Source organism: Burkholderia sp. 9779_493, from assembly GCF_015712215.1.
Classification (GTDB): domain Bacteria; phylum Pseudomonadota; class Gammaproteobacteria; order Burkholderiales; family Burkholderiaceae; genus Burkholderia; species Burkholderia cenocepacia.
This window is the reverse complement of record NZ_JACCQA010000058.1, coordinates 23,282-29,682: the sequence shown is the minus strand read 5'-3', so window position 1 is coordinate 29,682 and position 6,401 is coordinate 23,282. Positions and strand designations below refer to the sequence as shown.

The 6,401-nt window shown below is 68.8% G+C and carries 8 protein-coding genes; 6 read left to right on the top strand and 2 right to left on the bottom strand.

Features of this window, described 5'->3' with window-relative positions:
* The 3 genes from H0X95_RS33720 to H0X95_RS33710 all read left to right on the top strand — a co-directional run.
* Window positions 1-305 (top strand): 4Fe-4S dicluster domain-containing protein (locus H0X95_RS33720; protein WP_196446005.1); only part of this gene is annotated, 305 nt, incomplete at its 5' end.
* A 49-nt stretch (window positions 306-354) separates the two neighbouring features.
* Complete coding sequence (gene bktB, locus H0X95_RS33715; protein ID WP_059721729.1) at window positions 355-1,548, top strand: beta-ketothiolase BktB; 1,194 nt, start codon at window positions 355-357, stop codon at window positions 1,546-1,548.
* Between the two features lie 38 nt (window positions 1,549-1,586).
* On the top strand, window positions 1,587-2,441 hold the full coding sequence (locus tag H0X95_RS33710; protein WP_006489742.1) for a 3-hydroxybutyryl-CoA dehydrogenase: 855 nt from the start codon (window positions 1,587-1,589) through the stop codon (window positions 2,439-2,441).
* A 71-nt stretch (window positions 2,442-2,512) separates the two neighbouring features.
* On the opposite strand, the gene H0X95_RS33705 is transcribed toward H0X95_RS33710, so the two are convergent.
* Window positions 2,513-3,178: a TetR/AcrR family transcriptional regulator gene (locus H0X95_RS33705; protein WP_006489724.1), complete on the bottom strand. Its 666-nt coding sequence runs from the start codon at window positions 3,176-3,178 to the stop codon at window positions 2,513-2,515.
* Between the two features lie 94 nt (window positions 3,179-3,272).
* On the opposite strand from H0X95_RS33705, the gene H0X95_RS33700 reads away from it, so the two are divergent.
* Together H0X95_RS33700 and H0X95_RS33695 are read left to right on the top strand one after the other, a co-directional pair.
* Window positions 3,273-4,097 carry an NmrA family transcriptional regulator gene (locus H0X95_RS33700; RefSeq protein WP_059721791.1) on the top strand — a complete coding sequence of 275 codons (825 nt, stop codon included), beginning with the start codon at window positions 3,273-3,275 and terminating at the stop codon, window positions 4,095-4,097.
* 2 nt (window positions 4,098-4,099) lie between these two features.
* Entirely contained in the window at window positions 4,100-4,585 is a 486-nt protein-coding gene (locus H0X95_RS33695) for an anthrone oxygenase family protein (protein ID WP_058903737.1), read from the top strand.
* A 14-nt stretch (window positions 4,586-4,599) separates the two neighbouring features.
* Here H0X95_RS33695 and H0X95_RS33690 read toward each other — a convergent pair whose 3' ends face one another.
* Complete coding sequence (locus H0X95_RS33690) at window positions 4,600-5,400, bottom strand: AraC family transcriptional regulator (RefSeq protein ID WP_059721730.1); 801 nt, start codon at window positions 5,398-5,400, stop codon at window positions 4,600-4,602.
* 90 nt (window positions 5,401-5,490) lie between these two features.
* Here H0X95_RS33690 and H0X95_RS33685 point away from each other — a divergent pair, with 90 nt between their 5' ends.
* Window positions 5,491-6,399 (top strand): DMT family transporter, encoded by a 909-nt coding sequence (locus H0X95_RS33685; RefSeq protein ID WP_059721731.1) that lies wholly within the window; start codon window positions 5,491-5,493, stop codon window positions 6,397-6,399.
* The last annotated feature ends 2 nt before the right edge of the window (window positions 6,400-6,401 follow it).

Genomic DNA, 6,401 nt, shown 5'->3' with positions numbered 1-6,401 from the left:
TCGACCGGCTGTCGTCGGTGTTCATCTCGAACACGAACCACGAGGAGAACCAGCCGGCGCACCTGACGCTGAAGGATGCGAGCGTGCCGGTGAACGTGAACCTGCGTACCTACGCGGGGCCGGAGGCGCGCTTTTGCCCGGCGGCGGTGTACGAGTTCGTGAAGAACGACGACGGCAGCGAGCGCCTCGTGATCAACGCGCAGAATTGCGTGCACTGCAAGACCTGCGACATCAAGGACCCGACGCAGAACATCGTGTGGGTCACGCCGGAAGGCGGCGGCGGGCCGAATTACCCGAACATGTAACGCAACGCATCCCCGCGCCCCGCGGGCGCGAACGAACCGGAGTGAGACGATGAGCAATGCAGCGAAGGAAGTCGTGGTGGTGAGCGGTGTCCGTACCGCGATCGGTGATTTCGGCGGCAGCCTGAAGGATTTCTCGCCGACCGATCTCGGCGCGAAGGTGGTCGCCGAAGTGCTGTCGCGCGCGAACGTGCCGGGCGATGCGGTCGGGCACGTCGTGTTCGGCCACGTCGTGAACACCGAGCCGAAGGACATGTATCTCGCGCGCGTCGCGGCGATCAACGGCGGCGTCGCGCAGCACACGCCGGCGCTGACCGTGAACCGCCTGTGCGGCTCGGGCCTGCAGGCGATCGTGTCGGCCGCGCAGACGATCATGCTCGGCGATGCCGACGTCGCGATCGGCGGCGGCTCGGAGAGCATGAGCCGCGCGCCGTACACCGTGCCGGCCGCGCGCTTCGGCCAGCGCATGGGCGACGGCAAGCTCGTCGACATGATGCTCGGCGCGCTGCACGACCCGTTCCAGACGATCCACATGGGCGTGACGGCCGAGAACGTCGCGAAGAAATACGACATCTCGCGTGAAGCGCAGGACGCGCTGGCGCTCGAATCGCATCGTCGCGCGGCGCGCGCGATCGCGGAAGGGCGCTTCAAGGACCAGATCCTGCCGATCTCGATCCGCACCAAGAAGGGCGAAGTCGCGTTCGACACCGACGAGCACGTGCGTCACGACGCGAGCGCGGACGATTTCACGAAGCTCAAGCCGGTGTTCGCGAAGGAGAACGGCACCGTGACGGCCGGCAATGCATCGGGCATCAACGACGCCGCCGCCGCCGTGCTGATGATGAGCGCGGACGCCGCGCGCGCGCAGGGCGTGAAGCCGCTCGCCCGCCTCGTCGCGTATGCGCACGCGGGCGTCGATCCGGCGTACATGGGTATCGGCCCGGTGCCGGCCACGCAGAAGGCGCTCGAACGCGCGGGCCTGAAGATCAGCGATCTCGACGTGATCGAAGCCAACGAGGCATTCGCGGCCCAGGCGTGCGCGGTCACGCAGGAGCTCGGCCTCGATCCGGCCAAGGTCAACCCGAACGGTTCGGGCATCTCGCTCGGTCACCCGATCGGTGCGACCGGCGCGCTGATCACGGTGAAGGCGCTGTACGAGCTGAAGCGCATCGGCGGGCGTTACGCGCTCGTGACGATGTGCATCGGCGGCGGCCAGGGGATTGCGGCGATCTTCGAGAACATCTGATAATCGACCGCTCAGCATCCGAACACACAGGACATTTCATGGCCATCGAAACCGTCGGCGTCGTGGGCGCCGGAACCATGGGTAACGGCATTGCGCAAACGGCGGCCGTTGCAGGACTGAACGTCGTGATGATCGACGTCAGCGACGCCGCGCTCGACAAGGGTCTCGCGACGCTGAAGGGCAGCCTCGAGCGGCTCGTGTCGAAGGACAAGCTCGACGCGGCCGCACGCGATGCGGCGCTCGCGCGCATCACGACGTCGACCGACTACGCGAAGCTCGCCGCCGTCGACATCGTGATCGAAGCCGCGACCGAGAACGTCGAGCTGAAGGGCCGCATCCTGAAGCAGATCGAGGCCGTCGCACGCCCGGACGCGATCATCGCGACCAACACGTCGTCGATCTCGATCACCGCGCTCGCGGCGCCGCTCGCCGATCCGTCGCGTTTTCTCGGCATGCACTTCTTCAACCCGGTGCCGCTGATGCCGCTCGTCGAGATCATCCGCGGGCTGCAGACGAGCGACGCGACCGCGTCGGCCGTGCGCGCGCTGACCGAGCGTTTCGACAAGTCGCCGATCGGCGTGCGCAATTCGCCGGGCTTCGTCGTGAACCGGATCCTGGTGCCGATGATCAACGAAGCGTTCTTCGTGCTGGCCGAGGGCATCGCGTCGGCCGAGGAAATCGACGCGGGGATGAAGCTCGGCGCGAACCACCCGATCGGGCCGCTCGCGCTGGCCGACCTCGTGGGCCTCGACGTGTGCCTCGCGGTGATGGACGTGTTCGTGAAGGACTTCGGCGATCCGAAGTATCGCGCGTGCCCGCTGCTGCGCGAGATGGTGTCGGCCGGGCGGCTCGGGCGCAAGACCGGGCGCGGCGTGTACGACTACAGCAAGTAAGCGGCGCGTCATGCCACTTCGCGCGGCCGCCTTCGGGCGGCCGCGTGCATGGTGCGGCGCGCGCGGCGCGATTACGCGTCGAGCACTGACAGGTCGCGCGGCAGCGCGCGCTTGAACATCGCCAGCATGTGCCGCGCCGCCTTCGGCGGCAGCGTGATCGCATGGCGTACGGCCGCCGCGATCTGGATCATCATCAGTTCCGCGAATGCGCTGCGCTGTGCGCGCGTCGTGTCGGGCGCGACTTCCGCCAGCGCATCCGCGAACAGTCCGGCCAGGAATTCGCCGTCCGCGCGATCCAGTGCCTGCAGCGCGCGATCGGCCTGCGTCGCGCGCCAGATGTCGCGCATCAGCGGCTCGTCGACGAACATCCGGTAGTAGCTGTCCGTGATGCGCGCGAGCGTGGCGTGCAGATCGTCGATCGTCTTCATTCCCGCGAGGTCGCGCCGCACGCAGTCGTGGCCGACGGCGTTGTAGCGCTCCGCGAGCGTGCCGATCACCGCGGCCTTGTCCGGAAAGTACTGGTACAGCGAACCGAACGAGATGCCCGTGCGTTCGACGATGTCGCTCATCCGGAACGCGTCGCAGCCTTTCTCGATCATCACTTCCGACGCGCACGCGAGGATGCGCTCGAACCGCTCGCGGCTGCGCTGCTGCGTCGGTACCAGCCGCGCGCGCGCCGGCGCGTCCGCTGCCGCCGCGTCGGGCTCGTCGCTCTGCCCCGATTTTTGTCGGCCCATGCCGCCTCCCGAAAAGCTTGACGTTGCTAATGCGAGAGTCTATCGTGTTTTTGAAATGCGAGAGATTCTCGTGTTTTTCCAAAAGGAGACGCACATGTCGGCACTTCCCCTCCTCATCGTCGGCGGTTCGGGCAAGACGGGCGCCCGCGTCGATGCCCGGCTGCGTGCGCGCGGCCATGCGACACGGCCGGTATCGCGCACGTCGGCCGTCCGCTTCGACTGGACGGCGCCCGAAACGTGGCCGGCCGCGCTCGATGGCGTGTCGGCCGCCTATGTGACCTACCAGCCCGATCTGGCCGTCGAAGGCGCGGTGGACGCGATCGCCCGATTCGCGCGGCTCGCGCGGGATCGCGGCGTCGAGCGCGTGGTGCTGCTGTCCGGGCGCGGCGAGCCGCGCGCACAGGCCGCCGAGGCTGCGTTGCAGGCGTCGGGCGTGGGCTGGGGTGTCGTGCGGGCAAGCTGGTTCAACCAGAACTTCTCCGAAGGCTATCTGCTCGACGGCGTGCTGGCCGGCGAAGTCGCGCTGCCCGCCGGCGCGGTGCGCGAGCCGTTCGTCGATGCGGACGACATCGCGGACGTGGCCGTGGCCGCGCTCACCGATGCGCGGTTCGCGGACCGCGTGATCGAGGTCACCGGCCCGCGCGCGCTGACGTTCGCGGAAGCGGTCGACGAAATCGCGCGGGCCGCCGGGCGGCCGATCGCCTACCGCGAGATTCCGCACGATGCATTCGTCGCGGGGCTGCGCGAGGTCGGCGTGCCGGAGCCGGTCGTCGCGTTGCTCGACGACCTGTTCGACGGGGTGCTCGACGGGCGCAACAGCGCGGTGACGCACGGCGTCGACGCCACGCTCGGGCGCCCGGCGCGCGATTTCTCCGACTATGCGCGCGCGGTCGCCGCGACCGGCGTATGGAGCGCCTGACCATGATCGCGTTCGTGACGGCCGCGTTGCTGTGGGGTTCCGCCATCGGCTGCGGGTTGATGGCCGGCGTGTACTTCGCGTTCTCGACGTTCGTGATGACGTCGCTCGGACGGCTCGCGCCGCCGGCCGGCGCGGCCGCGATGAACGCGATCAACGTCGACATCGTGCGTTCGCCGTTCATGCCGCTGTTTCTCGTCACGACGCTGATGGCGCTCGCGCTCGTCGTGATCGCGCTGTTCGATCGCGACTCGCCGGGCGCGATGGCGGCGCTCGCCGGCGGCGTGCTGTACGTGTTCGGCATGTTCGCGGTGACGCTGGCCGTCAACGTGCCGCTCAACGATGCGCTCGCCGCAGCCGATCCGGCCACGGCGCAAGGCGCGGCGCTATGGACGCGCTACCTGCACGACTGGACGAGGTGGAATCACGTGCGCACGGTGGCGTCGGCGGCCGCATGCGCATGCTTCATCGCGGCACTCGCGGCGCGCTAGCGGCAGCGCCGCCGTTACGCGTAAAACGCCGACGGCGACATCCCGAAGTGCCGCTTGAACATCGCGGAGAACGCGCTCTGGCTGCTGTAGCCGTGATCCATCGCGACGGTCAGCACTTTTTCGCCGTGCGCCAGACGCTTGAGTGCGAGCAGCAGCCGCGCCTGCTCGCGCCAGCGGCGGAAGCTGAGCCCCGTCTCGCGCCGGAACGCGCGATGCAGCGTGCGGACCGACAGGCCGAGCAGGTCGGCCCACTCGGCGATCGTGCGCAGGTCGTCGGGCGTGGCGACCAGCGTGTCGCAGATCGTCCGCAGGCGCGCGTCGTGCGGCCACGGCAGGTACAGCGGCAGCAGCGGCGCGACGGTCACTTCCGCAAGCAGCAGGTGCATCAGGTGATCGTGGCGCGAGCCCGGCGCGTAATCGAGCGGCACGTCGACCGCGGCGAGGATCAGCTCGCGCAGCAGCGGATGCACTTCGACGACGCAACTGCGCGCGGGCAGGTGCTCGACCGCGCCCGGCTCGACGAACACCGTGCGCATCTGCACGTCGCCGCTCATCTGCACCGTATGGTCGAGCCCGGCTTCGAGCCATACGCCGCGCGTCGGCGGCACGACCCACGATGCACCTTCGGATTCGACGTGCATCACGCCCTCGATCGCATAGAGCAGTTGCGCGCGCCGATGGCGGTGCGGCGCGATCGACGTGCCGTGCACGTAGGTGGCCGCCATCGCCGACACGGGCATCGGCGTCGATTCGTAGCGCAGGTGCGCAAACGGCGGGGTGGACTCGAGTGTCCGATTGGCGACAAGTCGTGACATTTTGGCGTGAGACAGGCAGTGGGCGGGCGGGCACGATGGCGTTCCGATTCACGCCAGCCTCCCTGTCACGATATTAATCCGTCCAACGCGATGAACAAGTCTCCTTTTCTGCTCCCCTTCTGCGCGATCGCGCTGTGGGCCGGCAACGTCGTCGTCTCGAAGCTGTCCGCGTCGACGATCGACCCGTCGGCCATCACGTTCTACCGGTTGCTGCTCGCCGTCGCGCTGATGAGCGTCTTCACGCTGCGCCCCGCGTGGCGCAATCGCGCGGTGCTCGTCGCGCACCTGCCGAAGCTCGCGGTGCTCGGCTTTCTCGCGATGGCGCTGTTCCAGAGCCTGTCCTACGAGGCCGCGAAAACGACCAGCGCGACCAACATGGCGATCATCACCGCGCTCGTGCCGCTGATGACGATGCTGCTGAGCTCGCTGCTGCTCGGCGATCCGCCGGGCGCCGGCATGATCGGCGGCGGCGTGCTGTCGCTCGCGGGCGTCGTCTACCTGATCGCCGAAGGGCACCCGACGGCGATCGCCGCGCACGGCGTGCAGCTGGGCGACCTGCTGATGCTGGCCGCGTCGGCCGCGTACGCGCTGTACGGCGTGCTGCTCAAGCGCTGGCGCATCGGCGCGCTGCCGGCGTGGCAGTCGACTTACGTGCAGGCGCTGGCCGCGCTCGTGTTCATGGCGCCGATGCTGCTGCGGCTGCCCGCGCAGGCCGCATGGCCGACGCGCGCGAGCGTGCCGCTGATCCTGTATGCCGGCGTGCTGGCGTCGGTGGTGCTCCCGTATCTGTGGATGCAGGGCGTGCGGCTGCTCGGCCCGAGCCGCTGCGCGATGTTCATGAACCTGCTGCCCGTGATGACGGCCGGCGGCGCGATCGTGCTGCTCGGCGAATCGCTGCGGCTGTATCACCTGATCGGCGGCGGTGTCGCGCTGCTCGGCGTCGCGCTCGCGCAGCGGTTTCCGTTTCAAGCCGGTGCATCGCAAGGAGCCCGCCAATGAGC